1 pseudogene is annotated in these 1,050 nt (G+C 69.9%); it reads left to right on the top strand.

The features are described 5' to 3' along the window. Nucleotides 1-1,050 (top strand): annotated as a pseudogene (locus ACZ38L_RS39675) (hypothetical protein); the annotation flags it as partial.

A 1,050-nucleotide genomic window follows, 5' to 3' on the forward strand; every position in this document is an offset into this window, starting at 1 on the left:
CGGCCGGCTCGACCAGCTTCGGCCTGGTCGGCCAGGTCAAGGAGGACCCGACCGGCGCCACCACCAGCTACTCCTTCACCGACACCGGGGCGGCCACCCCCGGCGGCGGCCCGGGCAGCACCAGCACCTTCCCGACCGCCACCGACCCGGGCATCGACTGCTCCTCGAGCGCCGCCTGGCTGCCGGCCACCAGCACCCAGCCGGACTCCAGCATCGAGCAGGAGATCGGCCTGGACGACGCCTTCGCCGCCAACAACGGCCTGACCAACTGGAGCAGCGCCAACCTGGTCACCGGCGAGCACTCCGGCCTGGAGAACCCCAACATGCCGAAGGCGATGGCGGACATGGGGATCGGCGTCTTCGGCACCGACGCCTCGCGCCAGCCGCAGAGCTACACCATCCAGGGGACCTCGGCCTCCGGCGCGAGCAACACCGCGGACTCCGCGCCGCGCTACCCGAGCAACATCTACTACAACGCCGCCAACTGGCCCGACGAGCTCAGCGAGTACAACACCGCCTACGTGGCCCAGGGCTCCTCGATGAACGACCCGCAGTACCCGAACGAGACCGGCAAGTGCGCGGACACGCCCTCCACCACCTGCACCACCACCGCGGCCACCGAGGCGCAGGTGCTCGCCAGCGAGTCCCGGATCATGCTCGGCCACGTGCTGAACGACGACCCGCGGATGAACTACGCCCACCAGACCAACCTGATCGGCCCGGCCACCCAGACCGTCAACGGCGTCACCTCCGACTACGGCTACACGCTGCTCAGCCTGATCAACGACATGCTGGCGCAGTACAACAGCTGGTACACCACGCCACTGGTCCAGATGACCGACGCGACCACCTCGCAGACCCTCGGTGACTCGGCCGCCTGGGCCGCCGCCGAGAAGGCCGGCTCGGTCACCGCCTCGGTGCAGAACGGCCAGGTCGTGATCAGCAACACCGGCTCCGGCTCGGTCAACGTCCCGGTCACCGTGCCGAGCGGAACCACCGTCAACGGCGCCGCCTTCGGCCAGTCCTACGGCGGCACCCTGTCCGCCTGGA

This window comes from Kitasatospora sp. NPDC024654 (genome assembly GCF_055559155.1).